Raw genomic sequence first — 15,910 nt, 5'->3', positions numbered from 1 at the left:
GACCGTGACCGAGGTGCCGCACAGCGAAGGGCGGGGGCGGGGCGAGGGACCGTAACCGGTCAGGATCGGAGAAGCCTCCCGGCGCTCCCGCGGCCTAGCGTGGGACCACCGACGGACCCGTCGGCCCCGCAGGCACCGAGGAGTGAGTCCACCATGACCGCCGGTCTTCAAACGATCATCTACCCCGTCAAGGACATCGAGCGGGCGAAGGCCCTGTTCACCGCCCTGCTGGAAGTGCAGCCCTACGCGGACGAGCCCTACTACGTCGGCTTCAAGGACGCCGGGCAGGACGTGGGCCTCGACCCGAACGGGCACGCCAAGGGCATGACCGGGCCGGTGCCGTACTGGCACGTCCCCGACATCCGGGCGCGGCTCGCGGCCCTGCTGGAGACGGGCGCCGAGTTGCTCCAGGACGTGCAGGACGTCGGCGGCGGCAGGCTGATCGCCTCGGTGAAGGACGCCGACGGCAACCTCGTGGGGCTCATCCAGGACGCGGCCGCCTGAGCCCCGTTTTCCGTACCGCTGTGTGGCGGCCGTACGCCTGCTTGCACCCGCACTAGTTGCACACTCAACGATTGGCTGAATCGGTGTTACCGTGCGGGTATGGCAGTTGGTATGGCAGTCAAGACGGCCGAGGCCCGGCTCGAAGAACGCTGGCGGGACATCCTGTCGGTGCACGCGCGCACGATGTGCGAGATAGACCGGGTCCTGCACCCGCACGGCCTGGGCGCGAGCGACTTCGAGGTGCTCGACATCCTGGCCTCCGAGTCTCCCCGGGAGGGCGACCAGTGCCGGGTGCAGAACCTCGTCGGACGGGTCCATCTCAGCCAGAGCGCGCTGTCCCGGCTGATCGGACGCCTGGAGAAGGACGGCCTGGTGGAACGCTCGGTGTGCGCGGAGGACCGGCGCGGGGTCTGGGTCGCGCTCACCCGCAAGGGCCGCGACCTGCACACCGAGGTGCAGCCGCTCCAGCGGGCGGTGCTGGCGCGCATGCTGGAGCCCACCGGGGAGAGCGTCGGTTAGGGCCTGTCCGGCGGATCAGGTCGCAGGAAAGCAACGGCGCCTCATCAGCCCAGGTGAGCGGGGTCATGGGGTCCCCCCCGCGCGAGCGCAGCCGAGCGTGGGGGAGTCGGCGAGTGACGACAACGCGGCGGACGGGCGTGCCGGGCCCCGCGTCCGCGGCATGGTCCGCCGGTCAGGTCCTGGATCGCGCTAGACCACGATCTCGGCTCCGTCCGGCAGGACTTCGACGCCCGTTTCGGCCACCCGCGACCGGGCCGCAGAGGCCGGGTCGAGCAGTGGGTTCGTGTTGTTGAGGTGGGTGTAGATCCGGCGCGTGCCGGGATACCGGGCCAGCGCGGCGAGGCTGCCGTCAGGACCCGCGACCGGAAGATGGCCCATGGCTCCCTGCCCGGCCCCGGGCCGCACGGCCGTCCCCATCTCGTCGGCGGTGAAGAACGTGCCGTCGAACAGCACACAGTCCGCCGACGCGCACAGCTCGTCCAGGACGGGGGACCAGGCGGCCACACAGGGCGCGTAGACGAGGACGCGCCCGGTGGCCAGGTCCTCGACACGGTACGCCGTCACCCAGCGGTCGTCCGGACTCCCTCCGAGGGACGGTACGTACTTCGGAGTCTTGGCCCCCACCGGGCGGGCCGTGACGACCAGGCCGCCGGCCAGCACGAATCCGCCGTCGGCCAGACTGTCGGCCCACTCCCAGGGGGTATAGCGGTCGAGCGCGCCTCGGGCCGGGGCGAGTACGGCCCGGACCGGCGCGGCCGCGTACACCTTCAGGCCCGCCGCGCCGCGCAGCACCGTCAGGCCGGCGACATGGTCGGCCTCGGCGTCCGTGAGCAGCACGCCCCTCAGCGGGGTGTCGCGGGGGCCGGGTCCCGGCCACAGCGCCGGGGTGGCGGCGAACTGGGTGCGGATGTCGGGCGAGGCGTTGAGGAGCCACCAGTCCCGCCCGTTGCCAGTGAGCGCCAGGCACTCCTGGGTGCGGGAGGGCAGCTTGCCGTCCCGGGCCGCCGCGCACAGCGCGCAGGCGCAGTTCCACTGTGGGAAGCCGCCGCCGGCGGCCGTGCCCAGCAGGACGACCCTCACGACCATCCGCTCCTCTCGCTCACCCGGTTCCTCCGCTTGGACCTTCCCTCCTGTGGCCGGTGGACCACCCCCCGGAAGGGGGCAGTTCCGGCCGACCTTCGCCGGGGCGCCGGTCCGCCGGGCGCCGGGGCGGGATGGGGCTCGCGGGGAAGTCGCGCGGGCCGGTCCACAGAGCGGGGACCGCGTCGCAGCGGCGGCACAGCTCGTAGGCGACCGCCTCGTAGTTGACCCGCCAGCCCTGGAAGTGCGGCCAGGCCTCCTCGGCGCCGCGCTCGGGAAGGAAACCGGCCTCCTCCAGCCTCGCCACCGCCGTCTCGAACTCGCCGAAGGTCAGCTGGAGCGTGGCTTCGGGGGCCGGGTCGGAGTCGAAGGGGATGTGCAGCGCGCGGGCGATGTCGCGCAGGGCCGAGAACCCGGCGCGCAGCACCAGCCGCGCCTCCGGCGGGGCGGAACGCGGGGCCAGGCAGAGCTGCATGGCGGCCGCGTCCATGACGGCGACGAGTCCGACCAGTGCGCTGCGGTGCGGGCGCGGGGAGCGGAAGGTCAGCAGGATCGGGTACGTGGAGTGGCTCTCGCCCATGTCCGAGGCCAGCCGCTCCCAGGCGCGGTACAGCTCGGGCAGCGCGGTCTCGGTGTCGACCAGCCACTGCCGGGCCAGGAGCTCCGGGCCCCAGGCGGGCTCCCCGGCCCGGGACTGGAGGAGGGTGACCTCCAGTTCACGCCGGTTGTAGGCGCTGTAGAGCGTCGGGAGATAGGCGATCTGCAGGGCGATGACGACGGGGCCGGTGGCCGCCGCGACGAAGTCGAGCGCCGACAGGTTCAGCCGGTCGCCGCTGGCGAAGCCGAGGGTGAGCAGGCTGGAGCCCGCCTCCCGGAAGGCGCCGGCCCACGACAGCGGGGACAACGCGTGCAGCAGGAGCCCGAACGCGAGGAGGGCCCCGCCGAGCCAGCTGGCGAGCATCCCGATCAGCATCAGCGGCGCGAGCCAGGTCTGCGCGTGGTCGATGGCCTCGTAGCCGCCCCGCCGGTGGGTGAGCCGCAGCAGCCTGCGCAGCACCCACCACAGGCGGAACACCAGCACGGAGTACAGCCCCCGAGGCACCACCAGGGTGCGCAGGATGCTGCTGAGGACAGTTGCGAGAACCAGTGCCCCGGCCACGGCGGAGATCCATGCCATGCGGTCATTCTGAACCGCACCCCGCTCCGAGGACGGCGGGAGCCTCGCAGACGGGTCACGCGCGCCGTACGGGCTCGGCCGATCCCGGCCGGTTCGCGCGGCGCCGCTGAGCCCGAGGCGGTCCGGGAGGGCGTCGTCCGGATTCCGCCGAACGGTGCGGACAACGGCCACGCATTGCGGAGTGCCGGGTACGTACCGTACGCCTACCCTGTGCTCGCGGCGATCGGTGATCGCCGCCCGGACGAGCGGGGTCGGCGCCGCTCGTTCTCCTCCGGGTGGAGCGAGGCGCGGGAGTGCGCCACAGCCGCCCACCCGTCGGGCCCGGTCACTCCCCGTGCACACGGCGGCCGGGCCCACTGTCCGGAACGTCGCCCGGCCCGGCGCGTACCGGATACCGCCAACCGGGTTCCGACGGCGGAACCGGGGGTGGTGCGGAGGCAGTTCGCGGCGGACCGTGCCTCGCACGCCCTCCCGGGTCATCACTCGACGTGACCGGACCCGGGTACCTGTAGGCACGGAAGGTGACGGCACGCGCATGAGCCGTCACCGGTGCTACAGGAGAGAAGGAAGTATGTCGGTCGAGACCGGTACGGCTCCCGCGGCGGGCGCCGAGGAGCGGGAGCAGCAGAGCCTCGGTACCACCGCGGCACGGAATCTCACGACGACGACCAAGTCCGAGCCCCAGATGCAGGGGATCAGCTCCCGGTGGCTGACGCGCCTGCTGCCGTGGGTGAACGTGCCGGGCGGAACGTACCGCGTCAACCGGCGGCTGTCGTATCTGCTCGGCGACGGGCGGGTGACGTTCGTACGGACGGGCGCGCAGGTCAGGGTGGTCCCGGCGGAGCTGGGCGAACTGCCGCTGCTGCGCGGGTTCGCGGACGGGGACGCGCTGCACGCGCTGGCGGCGCGGTTCGAACAGCGGGAGTACGCGCCCGGGCAGGTGATCGCGGCGGCGGGCCGGCCGGCGGACCATGTCTACCTCGTCGCGCACGGCAAGGTGGAGCAGGTCGGCGAGGGCCCGTACGGGGACGAGACGGTGGTGGGCCTGCTGAGCGACGGCGACGCGTTCGGCGGCCAGGTGCTGGCAGGCCTCGACGGTGCCTGGGAGTTCACCGCCCGCGCGGCGACGGCCACCGTCCTGCTGGCGCTGCCGCACACGGCGTACCAGGAGGTGGCGGAGCGGCACGGCGACCTGCGGGCACACGTGGACCGGGCCCGGCAGGACGGGCACCGGGTGGTCAACGACTCCGGCGAGGCCGAGATCGCGCTGAGCTCGGGGCATGTCGGCGAGCCCGACATCCCTGGCACGTTCGTGGACTACGAGGTGGAGCCGCGCGAGTACGAGCTGAGCGTCGCGCAGACCGTGCTGAGGGTGCACACCCGGGTCGCCGACCTCTACAGCCGGCCGATGAACCAGACCCAGCAGCAACTCCGCCTGACGGTGGAGGCGTTGCGGGAACGGCAGGAGCACGAACTTGTCAACAACCGGGACTTCGGACTGCTGCACAACGCCGACCACGACCAGCGGATCTCCACCCGCTCCGGACCGCCGACCCCCGACGACCTGGACGAGCTGCTGAGCATGCGACGCGACACGCGCCTCCTGTTCGCGCATCCGCGGGCGATCACCGCGTTCGGCCGGGAGTGCAACAAGCGGGGCCTGTACTTCGGCAGCGTCGAGCTGAACGGCCACAAGCTGCCTGCCTGGCGCGGGGTGCCCCTGCTGCCGTGCGGCAAGATTCCGGTCACCGAGGCCCGTACGTCGTCGATCATCGCGATGCGTACCGGGGAGGACGACCAGGGTGTGATCGGCCTGCACCAGACGGGTATCCCGGACGAGATCGAACCGGGTCTGAACGTCCGCTTCATGGGCATCAACGAGCAGGCGGTGGTCTCCTACCTGGTGAGCACCTACTACTCGGCGGCGGTGCTGGTGCCGGACGCGCTGGGCATCCTGGAGTGGAGGTCTTCCGCCGGGACCGGGACTGAGGGCGCGGCCGACCGGATTCGGGCGCCGGCCGGCCGGGCAGCAGCGCGCCGGTTCCTGATCACCCGCGCCGGAACCGGCCTCAGTCGCCGAGGAGTTCCGCGAACCGCTGGGCACCGATGTTGCCGCCGGACAGAATCACCCCGATCCTGCGCGGTGCCGGGTCGAGGCCGGTCCGGTGGGCCAGCAGGGCGGCGAGAGCGCTCGCGCCGCTGGGTTCGACGACGGTCTTCATGCGCTCGAACGCGAACCGCATCGCGTCACGGATCTGGTCGTCGCCGACCAGGGCGATGCCGTCCAGCAGGCGCCGGTTGATGGAGAAGGTGAGTTCTCCAGGAATCTCGGCGGCCTGACCGTCGGCGATGGTGCGGGGCACGGGGACGGAGACGCGCCGCCCGGCTTCGAGCGACCGCTTGGTGTCGTCGCCGGCCTCCGGTTCGACCCCGATGACGCGGATGCCGGGGAGCAGCCCCTTGGCGGCGGTGGCGCTGCCCGCGATCAGACCGCCGCCCCCGACCGGTACGACCAGGGCGTCCAAGTCCCCCACTTCCTCGATGAGTTCGAGGGCGGCCGTGCCCTGTCCGGCGATGACGTGCGGATGCTCGTACGGCGGCACGAGCGCCAGGCCCCGCTCGGCCGCGAGGGCCTCCCCGATCGCTTCCCGGTCGCCGGTGTAGCGGTCGTAGGTGACGATCTCCGCCCCGTAGCCGGCGGTCGCCTCCAGCTTCGAGCGAGGCGTGTCCTCCGGCATCACGATGACGGCGGTGGTGCCGAGTTCCCGGGCGGCCAGGGCGACGGCCTGCGCGTGGTTGCCGGAGGAGTAGGCGGCGACTCCCTTGGCCAGTTGCTCCACGGTCAGCCTGGACACGGCGTTGTACGCGCCGCGGAACTTGAAGGCGCCGACGCGCTGGAGGTTCTCGCACTTGACGAAGACCTGGGCACCGACCAGTTCGTCCAGTGTGCGTGAGCGCAGCACGGGCGTGCGGTGGGCCACTCCCTCGATTCGCGCCGCGGCGTCCTGGACGTCCTGGAGGGTGACGGGCTGGGCGTCGGACATGGTCGTGGTCCCTTCGACGATGCGGAGTCATCAGGTCTTGGTCTGGAATTATTGTCCAACATCCATACTTCATGTCCAGGCCGCTCGCCGGATCGGCATTCAACCGACCGGTTGAACGGAGCTTCCCCCGCCGGCACGGCCGTCGCGCCGTACGGACGACGCGGTGACCTCCCCCGCCCGACCAGAATCGACACTGCCCATGGCGCCGGGGCCCCTTGTACGTCACCCCCCATCAGAGAGGTCTCCACAGCGTGTCCAGCTTCCTCAGCAGACGACGTGTTCTCGCCACCGGCGCCGGTGCCACCCTCGGTCTCGGCGCCCTCGGCACGAACGCGACCCCGGCGGCCGCCTCCCCCGCCGCGTCCCGGAGCACCGCCGGGCCCGAGGAGACCCGGTCGCTCGACGAGCTGTACCGGGCCGCCCTGGCGGAGGGCGGCAGACTCATCGTCTACGCCGGTGGCGACACCCCGACCCAGCAGGACGCCACCAGGGCGGCCTTCCTCAGGCGCTTCCCGGAGATCGACCTGACGGTGGTCGTGGACTACAGCAAGTACCACGACGTCCGCGTCGACAACCAGCTCGCGACCGGCACCCTCGTCCCCGACGTCGTACAGTTCCAGACCCTGCAGGACTTCGTGCGCTGGAAGGAACAGGGCCGGCTGCTGCGCTACAAGCCCGCCGGTTTCTCCCAGGTGCACGACGGCTTCAAGGACCCGCAGGGCGCCTGGGTGGCGGTCGCGGCGATCGGTTTCAGCTTCATGTACGGCGTGGAAGCGGTCGGTCCGGACGCGCCGCGCACCCCGCTCGATCTGATCGACCCCAAGTGGCGGGGCAGGATCGCCTCTTCGTACCCGCACGACGACGACGCGGTCCTCTACCTCTATTCGCTCTACGCCCGCACATACGGCTGGGACTGGGTGGCCGCCCTCGCCGCGCAGGACGTGCGGTTCGCGCGGGGCAGCAACTCCCCGGGGGAAGCGGTGCGTGGCGGGCAGAAGGCGATCGGCATCGGCGGTTCGGGCTCGCCGCTCGCATCGGCCCCCGTGAAGTGGGTCGTCCCCGACGGACACCCGTTCATGGCGTGGGGACAGCGCGCGGCCGTCCTGAAGCAGGCCGCGCACCCGACCGCCGCGAAGCTCTACCTGAACTGGCAGTTGTCCACCACCCAGCAACAGGCGTCCTTCAACGGCTGGTCCGTACGCACCGACATCACTCCCCCGGCGGGCCTGAAGCCCATCTGGGAGTACCCGAACGCGCACGTCGACGGCTTCCCCCGGTTCATGGCCGACCGCGCCGAGGTCGAGCGCTGGAAGCAGACCTTCGCCCTGTACTTCGGCGAGGTGAAGGGCGACCCCACGCCCGGCTGGCTCGGCCTGCACCCGGGCGCCCAGTAGTGCTCCGGGCCGCCGGTCCCGCCTTCCCCGCGGGACCGGTGGCCCAGCCCCTCTCCTCACGCCGGTCGCAGAGGTCACGGATAGACTCGGACGCCCTGTCCGAGTGGATCAGTCCGTCCAGGGAGATCTGCCGTGCCCGACCGCGTCGCCACCCACGCACCACCGACGGCCCGCGGCACCCGTTTCACCCTCGAACACGCCCCGCACCTGGTGTTCTTCGTGGTCGTCGGCACCGCCGTCGTGCGCCTCGTCCGCCTGCCCAGTCCGCTGTGCTGGGACATGGTCGTCGTCAGCGGACTGCTGGCGCTGGTGTACACGGCCGGACTCGCCGCGTGGAACCGGCTCGGAACCGTCCACCGGGGCGCCTGGGTGCTGGCTCTCCTCTCCCTCTGGGGAGTTCTCACCCTCCTCGCCCCGCCGCCGTTGACCGCCGCCTACGCCTGGTGCGGGGTGCCGCTGGCGTGCGCGGCCCTGCGCGGGCTCGGACGGCGGGCGGCCGTGGTGGCGGTGGCCGCGATCACCGTCGCACTGGGTGGTCAACTGGTGCGGACCGCGGGGTGGTTCGACCCGGAGCTGGTGCTGATCCCCGTCGCGGCCGTCTGGGGCACCGTCGCCCTGTACCGCGCCCAGCAGCGGGATGTCGCCGAACGGCAGCGTCTGGTCGAGGAGTTGCGCGGCACGCGGGGCGTCCTGGCGGAGGAGCAGCGGCGGGCGGGAGTCCTCGCGGAGCGTACGCGGATCGCCCGCGACCTGCACGACACGCTGGCCCAGGAACTCGCCGGCAGCCTGATGCTGCTGCAGGCGGCCGAACGGGACTGGGAACGGCGGCCGGACGTGGCCCGTACCCGGGTCCGGGCGGTCGCCGACGGCCTGGACGCCAATCTCGCCGAGACCCGCCGTATCATCCTGGGCCTCACGCCGGCCGCCGTCGCCGAGGCCGGTCTCGAGGGCTCGCTGCGCCTGTTGTGCGCGCAGGCCGGGGGCGACGGGTTCGCGGAGCGGGTGAGGTTCCGCTCGCTGGGGGACAGCCGCCCGGCCCTGGACGAGCGGGCGGCCGCGACCCTGTTCCGCGTCGCGCAGAGCACGCTGGCGAACGTGCGTGAACACGCGCACGCGGTGGACGTGCTGGTCACCCTGCGGCACCGGGCGGACCGGATCGAACTCGAGGTGTGCGACGACGGTGCCGGCTTCGACCCGGCCGACGGGCGCGCGGCCGCTCGGCCGACCCGTGGTTTCGGTCTGCCCGCGGCGCGGGCCCGACTGCGCGAGTGCGGTGGTGATCTGCGGGTCACCAGTGCGCCGGGCCGGGGCACCCGGGTCCGGGCGGTCGTCCCCGCACGTCCGGTCGTCCCCGCACGTGCCCGCATCACGTCGGCGGCCGCCGGATGACCGGCGTGCGGATCCGGTTGCTCGTCGCGGACGATCACGCCGTGGTACGGGCCGGGCTGCGGGCCCTGCTGGACGGCGAACCGGACCTCACAGTGATCGCGGAGGCGGGGAGCGGCGAGGAAGCCGTCCGGCTCGCCGTCCTGCTGACACCGGACGTCGTACTGATGGACCTGCGGTTCGCCGGTCCGGGAGCCGGGATCGACGGCATCGAAGCGGTACGGCGGCTGGCCGTCGAGGCACCGGTCGTACCGGTGCTGATGCTGACCAGCTACTCCGGCCGTACCGACGTCGTACGCGCGCTGGAGGCGGGCGCCCGCGGCTACGTGCTGAAGGCGGGCCCGGCCGAGGAGCTCTTCCGCGCCGTCCGCGGCGCGGCCACCGGTGCCATGGTCCTCTCCCCCGAGGTGGTGGGCGAGCTCGTCGGCCAAGTGGTCAGCCCCGAGCCCGACTTGACCGAGCGCGAGGTCGAGGTCATCGGCCTGCTGGCACGGGGGCTCGGCAACCGGGCAATCGCACAGGCCCTGTTCCTCAGCGAGGCGACCGTCAAGACCCACCTCGTGCGCATCTACCGCAAGCTGAAGGCCGAGAACCGGGCGGCGGCCGTGTCGGAGGCGGTGCGCCGGGGGCTCATCGACCTCGGACAGCCGGGAGGACGCCGATGACGCCGGTCTGCGGCCACGACGCACCGCCGTACGGCCCGCCGCTGTGCGCTCACATCCGCTCGTCCCGTGCCAAGGTGCTCGACCACTACACCTGGTACACCGGTGCCGGGACGAACTCGGCCCGCATTTGCGGGGATTGCCGCGCCCTGGTGGATTCCGGGGCCGTGGCCGCCGTGGAGCAGGTCTGCGAGGACTGCTTCGACGACACCGAGGGCGATCTTCTCGGCGCGGCCGGTCGACCGGAAGTCCTGGACCGGCCACGGGAGTTCGACCGAAGGGTGGTGGCCACCCCGGTGCCGCCCGCGCTGGGTCCGGCCGAGGACCTGGCGCCCGTGGCCGCGGCCGGCGTCACCTGGCTGGTGCTGTGCGCGGACGGGCGGATCGTGCGCTGGAACTGCGACACGGGTGAGTGGGCGGAGGAAGCCCGCACGACGGTCGAGGTTCCCGCCGACGCGGAGCCCTATTGCGGTCGTGCGCCGAGCCGACGGCTGATCGCCTCGGCGGACGGCCGTTTCGCCGCCGTGGTGGTCGACCACGCGAACCAGGGGGAGGTGTTCGACCTCTCCACCGGCGCGGTCACCCTCACGCTCGACGGCGGTACGTACCACAACGACACCGTCCCGTTCTCCGCCGCGTTCGCCGGCCACGACGGCCGTACTGTCCTGATCCACCGTACGGAATGGAACCGGCTCGACCTGTCGGACCCCGCCACCGGCGAGCTGCTGACGGCACGGGAGTTCGAGCCCGGCGAGGACCCCCGGAGCGAACGGGTACTCGACTACTTCCACGGTGGTCTCACGGTCAGCCCCACAGGCGTGCGTATCGCCGACGACGGCTGGGTGTGGGCTCCGGTGGGCGTCGTCACCGCGTGGAACCTGCGGGACTGGGTGGCGGGCAACCCGTTCGAGTCCGAGGACGGTCCGAGCCGGACCGAGCTGCCCGGATGCCTCTACCACTGGAACCGCCCCGTGGTGTGGCTCGACGACGATCGGCTGGTCGTCGGCGGAATCGGCGAGGACGACTACGAGATCGTCGGTGGCGCCCGGATCTTCGACGTCGGCGGGGCGGGCTCCCGGCCGGCCGGTCACCGGCCTGCCCCGGTCGCCCCCGAGGTCATGACCTTCGGCGGCCCGGAGGGCAGATTCTTCGCGGCCGGCGGACTGCTGTTCTCCTCCGACTCCGCGGGCCTGAAGATCTGGGACCCGGCCGACGGCAGCCGCCTGGGAGCCGTCGAGGGCTTCAGCCCGACGCATCACCACCCCGCCGCCGGAGAGCTGGTGGCCCTGACCGACGAGCACCTGCTGCTGCGCTGGCGACTGCCGCTCGACAGGGTCTGACTACAGGTCGTCGCCCTGATCCGGTGCCGGCCGGCGGACCGGTCATCGGATGGCCCGGAGCGGGGTGCGGCCGAGGTCGCCGCACCCCGCTCCGGCCTCAGTGCACGTGCGGGCCGCCGGTCGCCTGCGGCTTGCCGTGCGGTACGAGGACAAGACAGACCAGCGCGCTCAGCGCGGCCACGGCCGCGCTGAGGGCGAAGGCGTCCCGGAATCCGCCCGCCACCCCCTGCTCGATACCGGAAGCGGCGACGGTGGACAGTACGGCGACACCGATCGACCCTCCCACCTCGTGGAAGGTGTTGACGACTCCCGAGGCCAACCCGGCCTCCTCCGGGGCGACCAGGGCGAGCGCGGTGGTGGTGGCGGTGACGAAAACCGCGCCAACGCCGAACGAGGCGACGACCAGGCCGGGCAGCAGCCGCGCGTACACGCTGCCGTCGCTGGGCAGCCAGGCCAGCGGCACCATCCCGCCAGAGGCCACCACGAGGGCGGCCACCGCGGTCACGCGGCTGCCGATCCGGCCGACGAGCCGCGATCCGAGGTGGGCGCCGATCCCTGTGGCCACGGCGACCGGAAGGAACACCAGGCCGGTCTTCAAGGCGCTGTAGCCGCGCAGATGCTGGAGGTAGACCGAACCGAGGAAGAAGAACCCGATGAGCAGCGCGGTGGCGACGAGCATCAGGAACGCGCCTGCCGCCACCGGGCGCCGGGTGAACATCCGCAGGTCCATCAGCGGGGCCCGGCTCGCCCGCTCGACGGCGGCGAACGCCCCGTACAGGAAGAGGGCGCCGAGCAGCGGCAGGATGGCGGTCGCGCTCCCCCAGCCCGCGTCCCCCGCCTTGACCAGGCCGTAGATGAGCGAGCCGGTGCCCGCGGTGACCAGCACCGCGCCGGTCGGGTCGAGCCGGGCGGGCTGGGGAGCGCGGCGAGGGAGCAGTGCGGGCAGCGTCGCCAGGGCGACGAGGCCGACGGGCACGTTGACGTAGAACACCCACTGCCAGCCGGGCCCGTCGGTCAGGGCGCCGCCGAGCAGGACGCCCGCGGCCGATCCGGTGCCGCCGAGTGCCGCCCACACGCCGAGGGCCTTGTTGCGTTCCGCGCCGTGGAAACTGGTCGTGACGATCGACAGCGCCGACGGGGACAGCAGCGCGGCCCCGATGCCCTGGAAGACACGGCCGGCCAGCAGCACGGAAGCACCGCCCGCGAGGCCGGTCACCAGCGAGGCCGCGGTGAACACCGCCAGGCCGGCGAGCACCGTGCGGTGGGCGCCCAGCGCGTCCGCGAGCCGGCCGCCGAGCAGCATCAGCCCGCCGAAGCACAGGGTGTAGGCGGTGACGACCCAGGTGAGCGCCTCGCGGCCGAGGTGGAGGTCAGCGGCCATGTCGGGCAGTGCCACGTTCACGACGGTGACGTCCAGGATGAGCATGAACTGGGCCAGGCAGAGCAGCGCCAGCATCGACCAGCGGCGTGGTACGGGCGGCGCGGACGCGTGCTCCGCGGGAAGGGTGTGGTGGGCATGGCTCATGACGATTCCTCCGTGCGGGCCGTTGTGTTGTCGGTTCGGTGGGAACGCGGCGAGCTGCCGACAAGCCATGGCTCCGGCACACGGCCATGACCCATGGGCTGCACTTGAACTGTACGGCTCAGTTCATATGAACTCAACCGTTCAGTTCAAGTGCTGGGTAGACTGATTCCATGACCTCCACGGACGCAACGTCACCCGTCAGGCAGCCACCCGCCGGGCCGCGCGCCGAGGCCAAGCGGCGGGCGATCGTCGGGGCGGCCCGCGAGCTGTTCCTGCGCGACGGCTTCGACGTGAGCGTGGACGCCATCGCCGCGGCGGCAGGCGTGTCCAAGGTGACCGTCTACAACCACTTCGGCAGCAAGGAGGCCCTGTTCATCGGGGTCGTGAAGGATTCGCTCGACGCCCCGCTCGGGGGCACGCTGGTCGCCGCGATCGACTGCCTCGCCGACTCCGACGACCTACGCGCAGCCCTCACCGACGCCGCCCACGCCTGGGTGCACAACATCCGCACCGACCCCGACGTCCTCGCCCTGCGCAACGTCGTCGCCCGCGAAGTTCACCGCTTCCCCGAACTCGGCGCCGTCTGGCACCAGGCCGGACCGGAACGCCATCACCCCGCCATGGCGGGCGCGCTGCAGCACCTGGTGGACAAGGGGCGGCTCGACATCCCCGACATCGAGGTCGCCATCCTGCAGTTGTACGCGCTGATGGTCTACCCGCACCTGGTGTTCAGCGCCCACGGCACCTCCCTCGACGACGACCTCACCGAGCGCCTGATCACCAGCGGGGTCGACATGTTCCTCGGCCACTACGCACCGGACGCCGACAAGCCGTAAACCGTCCGGGGAAGCGGTCCCCGGTCCGGCAACCGGCGGCTGTTCCTGCAGCTCCGGACCGGCGGCAGGCTCCACACGGCAGCGTCAGCGCGGGCTGGTTCCCGCGGTAACGAAGATCGGCAGGGCCAGGAACGAACGGTCCCGTTCCGCGCGGGCGCGCAGGGGAAACATGGTCCCCGTGCCAAAAGCTGCTCGGAGCAGCCGAAACCTGATGCCGACAGCCGGTTTCGAGGTGCGCGTGAGGGCGGGGTCGCTCGCGTCGCGGTCATCCTGCGGGCCAAGGAGGCCGGCCTGCCCCTGGGCACGGTCCGCTCCCTGTCCGCCGCCGGCGATCCGGCGGCGCGCCGGGACATTCTTCAGCAGGAAGCAGACGCACCGCGCCCCCGTAGCGCCGCCGCCCATGCCTCACTCGAACTCATCGAGTGCGCCCTGGACTGCGACCACGAGGACTTCACCCAGTGCCGGCACTTCCAGCAGACGGTCGCCGATCGAATCGGCATCGAAGCAACCGCTCACACCCGCGCGTGAGGGCGCCAGGCCATCCAACTCGTTTGCGAACTCCCGCCAGGTGTCCGCGTACCGCCTCGTCAGGTCGGCGATGAGATCCCCGTGATGCGAGGGCACCGCGGCGGCCCGCTTGGACCATTCCTGGGTGCCGATGGCGTTCTGCCATCGGATTCTCCGTGACCAGCTCGGCGGCCCGTCGCTTTCGCGATGCTGCGGTTCGCCGAGGCGATCGCCGCCGGCCAGGAACTTGTTGTGGCCGTATGCGCGACGGGTCCATGTGTGGCCCGCGTGTGTACGGCGTAGCCGCTCGGACCGAGCCGGATCAGCAACCTGTCCACGGGCAGGTCGCTGATCCGGCTCTCACGTGGGTCGACGCCCGCGGCCCGCGCCGCCAGGCGTGGGGCGCGGCTCACGCGTTCTTGCGGCCACACTCGTCGCCGCGCCGCGCCTGCGTGCTGGTGACGAGGTGGACGAGGTGTTCCGCGAGGTCGGCGTCAAGGGGGGAGCCGGTCATGAGCCGCCGGTAGAGGATGGTGCCGGCCCAGATGTCCTGGACGAGGTCGGTGTCGAGGTCGTCGGGCAGATCGCCGCGCTGGATGGCGCGGCGCAGCGCGACGGCGATGTTCTCGCGCTTGCGGAACAGGAAGGCCTCCCGGAACCGGCTCATGAGTTCGGGGTGGGGAAGCAGGCCGGCGGCGAGCGCGGGCAGCGAGGCGGCTATGTCCTCGTTCGCATAGTTGTCGATGGTCATGTCGACGGCATAGCGCAGCTCGGCGTGGGTGTCGTCGAGGTCGGGGATGTCATCGGCGCGGAAGACCTCGGCGAGCGCGTCGGCCAGGAGCGCCTCCTTGTTGGGCCACCAGCGGTAGATGGTGGACTTGCCGACGCCCGCGGCCGCCGCGACGGCTTCGATGGTCAGCGCCGGATATCCGTGTTCCGACAGGACCCCCCGTGCCGCGTCGAGGATCTTCGCAAGAGAGCGCGGCCCACCGGCCACCTGGGCCGAGGAAAAGACAGATGTCATGGATTGAACGATACGTATCGTTTCACTTCAGGGTCAAGGCGTGCTACGGTCGTGGACGTCGATGAAACGATACGTATCGTTTCCCTCCGCCTCTTCCTCAAGGATGTGACATGAAGGGTTACACCGTCCCCCTGTCTCCCCGCGGCATAGCGAACCTGGCGCCCATTCCGCCGTGGCACTACGCCGGCACCGTGGTGGGTGTGGAGTTCTTCGCCGACCCGGCAGCCGCCGCCGCGACCCTGCCTGAGGGCCTTGCCCCGGACCCGGACTCCGCCGGCCGCGGCGTCGCGATGTTCATCGACTGGCAGTACTCCTCCACGGACCTGGAGTACCTGGACCCCGCACGCTCGCAGTACCGCGAGTTCCTGGTCACCCTGGACGCCCGCTACAACGGCACACCGGTGGCCTGGTGCCCGTACATCTACGTCGACAACGACTCCGCCATGGCCCGCGGCTGGGTCCAGGGCTTCCCCAAGAAGCTCGGCACCGTCCACCAGACGCGCGCCTACTCCGTCGGCGGACCCGGCACCCCTGTCCTCGGCCCGGGCGGACAGTTCGGCGCCACCGCATCCTCCACCGGACAGCGCATCGCCGAAGCCAGGATCACCCTTGAGCAGGCGGTCCCCGACCCCACCGCCCTGATGAACCGCCCCGTGGTCAACCTGCGCCACTTCCCCCGCCTGGCCGCCGGACAGCACGACAAGCCCGCCGTCCACGAGCTGGTCATGTCCGTCCTGGACAACACTGCCATCAACGACGCCTGGGTCGGCACCGCCGACCTCGCCTTCCTCCCCGCCCGCGGCGAGGAACTCGCCGACCTGGCCATCCAGCGCGTCGGCAAGGGATTCCACTTCGACCTGGCCTACACCGTGACCGACCTCAAGACCCTCGTCGACCACAGCAGCTGATCGC

14 protein-coding genes and 1 pseudogene are annotated in these 15,910 nt (G+C 71.9%); 9 read left to right on the top strand and 6 right to left on the bottom strand.

The window, feature by feature from the left end; translation table 11 throughout:
• Window positions 1–153 precede the first annotated feature (153 nt).
• A complete protein-coding gene (locus ACIPSA_RS28445; RefSeq protein WP_402639381.1) occupies window positions 154–504 on the top strand; it encodes a VOC family protein in 351 nt (116 codons plus the stop codon).
• A 111-nt stretch (window positions 505–615) separates the two neighbouring features.
• Window positions 616–1,023 (top strand): MarR family winged helix-turn-helix transcriptional regulator, encoded by a 408-nt coding sequence (locus ACIPSA_RS28440; protein ID WP_402639379.1) that lies wholly within the window; start codon window positions 616–618, stop codon window positions 1,021–1,023.
• A 189-nt stretch (window positions 1,024–1,212) separates the two neighbouring features.
• On the opposite strand, the gene pqqB is transcribed toward ACIPSA_RS28440, so the two are convergent.
• Both pqqB and ACIPSA_RS28430 read right to left on the bottom strand, forming a co-directional pair.
• Window positions 1,213–2,109, bottom strand: coding sequence for a pyrroloquinoline quinone biosynthesis protein PqqB (gene pqqB, locus ACIPSA_RS28435; RefSeq protein WP_402639377.1), 897 nt, complete (start codon window positions 2,107–2,109; stop codon window positions 1,213–1,215).
• 13 nt (window positions 2,110–2,122) lie between these two features.
• Entirely contained in the window at window positions 2,123–3,280 is a 1,158-nt protein-coding gene (locus ACIPSA_RS28430) for a hypothetical protein (RefSeq protein ID WP_402639375.1), read from the bottom strand.
• 571 nt (window positions 3,281–3,851) lie between these two features.
• Between ACIPSA_RS28430 and ACIPSA_RS28425 the strand changes: the two are divergent.
• A pseudogene (locus tag ACIPSA_RS28425) lies at window positions 3,852–5,240 on the top strand (family 2B encapsulin nanocompartment shell protein); the annotation flags it as partial.
• 109 nt (window positions 5,241–5,349) lie between these two features.
• On the opposite strand, the gene ACIPSA_RS28420 reads toward ACIPSA_RS28425, so the two are convergent.
• Entirely contained in the window at window positions 5,350–6,324 is a 975-nt protein-coding gene (locus tag ACIPSA_RS28420) for a threo-3-hydroxy-L-aspartate ammonia-lyase (RefSeq protein ID WP_402639374.1), read from the bottom strand.
• 251 nt (window positions 6,325–6,575) lie between these two features.
• On the opposite strand from ACIPSA_RS28420, the gene ACIPSA_RS28415 reads away from it, so the two are divergent.
• The 4 genes from ACIPSA_RS28415 (at window position 6,576) to ACIPSA_RS28400 (ending at window position 11,106) form a co-directional block, all read left to right on the top strand.
• A complete protein-coding gene (locus ACIPSA_RS28415) occupies window positions 6,576–7,718 on the top strand; it encodes an ABC transporter substrate-binding protein (protein ID WP_402639372.1) in 1,143 nt (380 codons plus the stop codon).
• 132 nt (window positions 7,719–7,850) lie between these two features.
• Window positions 7,851–9,107, top strand: a complete 1,257-nt coding sequence (locus tag ACIPSA_RS28410; RefSeq protein ID WP_402639371.1) for a sensor histidine kinase — start codon at window positions 7,851–7,853, stop codon at window positions 9,105–9,107.
• Complete coding sequence (locus ACIPSA_RS28405) at window positions 9,104–9,769, top strand: response regulator (protein ID WP_402639370.1); 666 nt, start codon at window positions 9,104–9,106, stop codon at window positions 9,767–9,769. The genes ACIPSA_RS28410 and ACIPSA_RS28405 overlap by 4 nt, the downstream gene beginning before the upstream one ends.
• Complete coding sequence (locus ACIPSA_RS28400) at window positions 9,766–11,106, top strand: hypothetical protein (protein ID WP_402639368.1); 1,341 nt, start codon at window positions 9,766–9,768, stop codon at window positions 11,104–11,106. The genes ACIPSA_RS28405 and ACIPSA_RS28400 overlap by 4 nt, the downstream gene beginning before the upstream one ends.
• Before the next feature lie 97 nt (window positions 11,107–11,203).
• Here the strand turns inward: ACIPSA_RS28400 and ACIPSA_RS28395 are convergent, their stop codons facing one another.
• A complete protein-coding gene (locus tag ACIPSA_RS28395) occupies window positions 11,204–12,631 on the bottom strand; it encodes a DHA2 family efflux MFS transporter permease subunit (RefSeq protein WP_402639366.1) in 1,428 nt (475 codons plus the stop codon).
• A gap of 170 nt (window positions 12,632–12,801) precedes the next feature.
• Here ACIPSA_RS28395 and ACIPSA_RS28390 point away from each other — a divergent pair, with 170 nt between their 5' ends.
• Complete coding sequence (locus tag ACIPSA_RS28390) at window positions 12,802–13,467, top strand: TetR/AcrR family transcriptional regulator (protein ID WP_402639364.1); 666 nt, start codon at window positions 12,802–12,804, stop codon at window positions 13,465–13,467.
• A gap of 405 nt (window positions 13,468–13,872) precedes the next feature.
• On the opposite strand, the gene ACIPSA_RS28385 is transcribed toward ACIPSA_RS28390, so the two are convergent.
• Both ACIPSA_RS28385 and ACIPSA_RS28380 read right to left on the bottom strand, forming a co-directional pair.
• Complete coding sequence (locus ACIPSA_RS28385; protein ID WP_402639362.1) at window positions 13,873–14,091, bottom strand: hypothetical protein; 219 nt, start codon at window positions 14,089–14,091, stop codon at window positions 13,873–13,875.
• 292 nt (window positions 14,092–14,383) lie between these two features.
• Window positions 14,384–14,998, bottom strand: coding sequence for a TetR/AcrR family transcriptional regulator (locus ACIPSA_RS28380; protein ID WP_402639360.1), 615 nt, complete (start codon window positions 14,996–14,998; stop codon window positions 14,384–14,386).
• A gap of 110 nt (window positions 14,999–15,108) precedes the next feature.
• Between ACIPSA_RS28380 and ACIPSA_RS28375 the strand changes: the two genes are divergently transcribed.
• Window positions 15,109–15,906 carry an acetoacetate decarboxylase family protein gene (locus tag ACIPSA_RS28375; protein WP_402639358.1) on the top strand — a complete coding sequence of 266 codons (798 nt, stop codon included), beginning with the start codon at window positions 15,109–15,111 and terminating at the stop codon, window positions 15,904–15,906.
• The last annotated feature ends 4 nt before the right edge of the window (window positions 15,907–15,910 follow it).

The sequence above is a fragment of the Streptomyces sp. NPDC086549 genome (genome assembly GCF_044746205.1).
In the GTDB taxonomy this organism is placed as follows: domain Bacteria; phylum Actinomycetota; class Actinomycetes; order Streptomycetales; family Streptomycetaceae; genus Streptomyces.
Note: the sequence above shows the minus strand (reverse complement) of the source record. Positions and strands in the feature narration are given on the sequence as shown.

What these genes read in the sequence shown, in the direction of transcription:
- ACIPSA_RS28375 (WP_402639358.1), top strand. Translation starts at nt 15,109, where the DNA reads ATGAAGGGTTACACCGTCCCCCTGTCTCCCCGCGGCATAGCGAACCTG.
- ACIPSA_RS28390 (WP_402639364.1), top strand. Translation starts at nt 12,802, where the DNA reads ATGACCTCCACGGACGCAACGTCACCCGTCAGGCAGCCACCCGCCGGG.
- pqqB (WP_402639377.1), bottom strand. Translation starts at nt 2,109, where the DNA reads ATGGTCGTGAGGGTCGTCCTGCTGGGCACGGCCGCCGGCGGCGGCTTC.
- ACIPSA_RS28380 (WP_402639360.1), bottom strand. Translation starts at nt 14,998, where the DNA reads ATGACATCTGTCTTTTCCTCGGCCCAGGTGGCCGGTGGGCCGCGCTCT.
- ACIPSA_RS28395 (WP_402639366.1), bottom strand. Translation starts at nt 12,631, where the DNA reads ATGAGCCATGCCCACCACACCCTTCCCGCGGAGCACGCGTCCGCGCCG.
- ACIPSA_RS28400 (WP_402639368.1), top strand. Translation starts at nt 9,766, where the DNA reads ATGACGCCGGTCTGCGGCCACGACGCACCGCCGTACGGCCCGCCGCTG.
- ACIPSA_RS28430 (WP_402639375.1), bottom strand. Translation starts at nt 3,280, where the DNA reads ATGGCATGGATCTCCGCCGTGGCCGGGGCACTGGTTCTCGCAACTGTC.
- ACIPSA_RS28420 (WP_402639374.1), bottom strand. Translation starts at nt 6,324, where the DNA reads ATGTCCGACGCCCAGCCCGTCACCCTCCAGGACGTCCAGGACGCCGCG.
- ACIPSA_RS28405 (WP_402639370.1), top strand. Translation starts at nt 9,104, where the DNA reads ATGACCGGCGTGCGGATCCGGTTGCTCGTCGCGGACGATCACGCCGTG.
- ACIPSA_RS28440 (WP_402639379.1), top strand. Translation starts at nt 616, where the DNA reads ATGGCAGTCAAGACGGCCGAGGCCCGGCTCGAAGAACGCTGGCGGGAC.
- ACIPSA_RS28445 (WP_402639381.1), top strand. Translation starts at nt 154, where the DNA reads ATGACCGCCGGTCTTCAAACGATCATCTACCCCGTCAAGGACATCGAG.